The sequence below is a fragment of the Methylophaga sp. UBA1464 genome, assembly GCF_002325665.1.
Classification (GTDB): Bacteria; Pseudomonadota; Gammaproteobacteria; order Nitrosococcales; family Methylophagaceae; genus Methylophaga.
Genome location: NZ_DCSO01000076.1, coordinates 7,440 through 8,902 on the forward strand (window position 1 = coordinate 7,440; position 1,463 = coordinate 8,902).

Annotated in this window: 2 protein-coding genes; both read left to right on the top strand. The window is 48.8% G+C overall.

Going from position 1 to position 1,463, the window contains the following annotated elements:
- The coding region (locus B3O33_RS09050) for a LuxR family transcriptional regulator (RefSeq protein ID WP_292363467.1) at positions 1-662 on the top strand (662 nt) is incomplete at its 5' end.
- A 120-nt stretch (positions 663-782) separates the two neighbouring features.
- Positions 783-1,463, top strand: a 681-nt coding sequence (locus B3O33_RS09055) for an MOSC N-terminal beta barrel domain-containing protein (RefSeq protein ID WP_292363469.1), incomplete at its 3' end; no start/stop codon positions are given.

The window sequence follows — 1,463 nt, forward strand, 5'->3', positions numbered from 1 at the left end:
GATTCTCCGCCGGGGGAATTGATTATGTGACCAAGCCGCTGAGTCCGGTGGAAGTCATTGCCCGGATCAATACCCACCTTAAGAATTCTCGATTAATCAATCAGACCCAAGGGGCGCTGGATGCCTTTGGTCAGGCCGCCATCGCTGTGTTACCCAACACCGGCAAGATCATCTGGCAAACACCGTTGGCGCGTCAATTGATTGAGAAATACATGAGCAGTGAAGATGAAACACTGATTCAGGATACGCCCAAAGCATTACAGGAATGGGTAATGCAATTGCATCAGGGGGGCGAGCGACGTTTACGTCCTCATATCGTACATAAACCCACCGGACGACTGATTTTTAATGCCGCCGATCTGCAAAGTGACGAACAGTGGCTGATTCTGTTACGTGAAGAATCCGAAACGGCTCAGATAGAAGCATTAAAAGCCGTCTTCAATCTGACCAACCGCGAGTCAGAAGTTCTGCACTGGGTCATCCTTGGCAAAACCGATAAAAGTATTGGTGAAATTCTCGGCACCAGTCCGCGCACCGTGAATAAACATATGGAACATGTGTTTACCAAACTTGGCGTTGAAACCCGCACTGCTGCGGCTTCACTGGCAGTGAATAAACTTCGCTCATTAAGTGGCAGTAACAATTTCGGCGCATCGGAATAGGGCAAGCGTAGCTTTATCCAGTCAAAAAATTGGCTAATAAATTTCGTGTATTACAACGGCGTGATCATGAAACAAAACTGAACAGGCGTTTAAAAGCCTTGGGGTATTTCAGGAGCACTCATGATTAAAGTCGGAACGGTTCAACAAATCTGGCGTTATCCGGTTAAAGGTATGGCAGGTGAAAGCCTGAGTCATTGTCATCTGGGTGATATGGGATTGCAGGGTGATCGGATATGGGCCCTGCGAGACGTTGCACGGCAGGAAATTCAAAGCTGTAAATTCAGACCGCAATTATTACGCTGTGTGGCGCGTTGCCGTCGTTCAGAGATGACCGGAGCTCATGACCAGGTAGATATTCAGTTTCCTGATGGTCGGGTAGTGGGGAGTGATGATCCGCAAATTCACAGCCTGTTGTCTGATTTGACCGGTCATGATTCGACACTGGAATCCCTGCGACCCTTGTCAGAACTGGACTTTTATCGGCGGCATAAAAAAGATGATCATACCTGGCTGGAAGAATTAAAAGCGACGTTTGATCGTGAAAAGGGGGAGCCCCTGCCCGATCTCGATTCGTTGCCACCTGCAGCAGTCGACTTTGTGTCGGTCCCGGGCACTTTTTTTCTGGTGACCCCGTTTCATTTGCTTACTACGGCTACACTGGCACATCTGCAAAAGTTAAACCCCGACGCGGATTGGGATATTCAACGTTTTCGGCCCAACCTGGTCATTGAAACCCTGCCGGGAATGGAAGGTCTGGTTGAACAGGCCTGGGTAGATAATACAATGCAAATCGGACAGGCA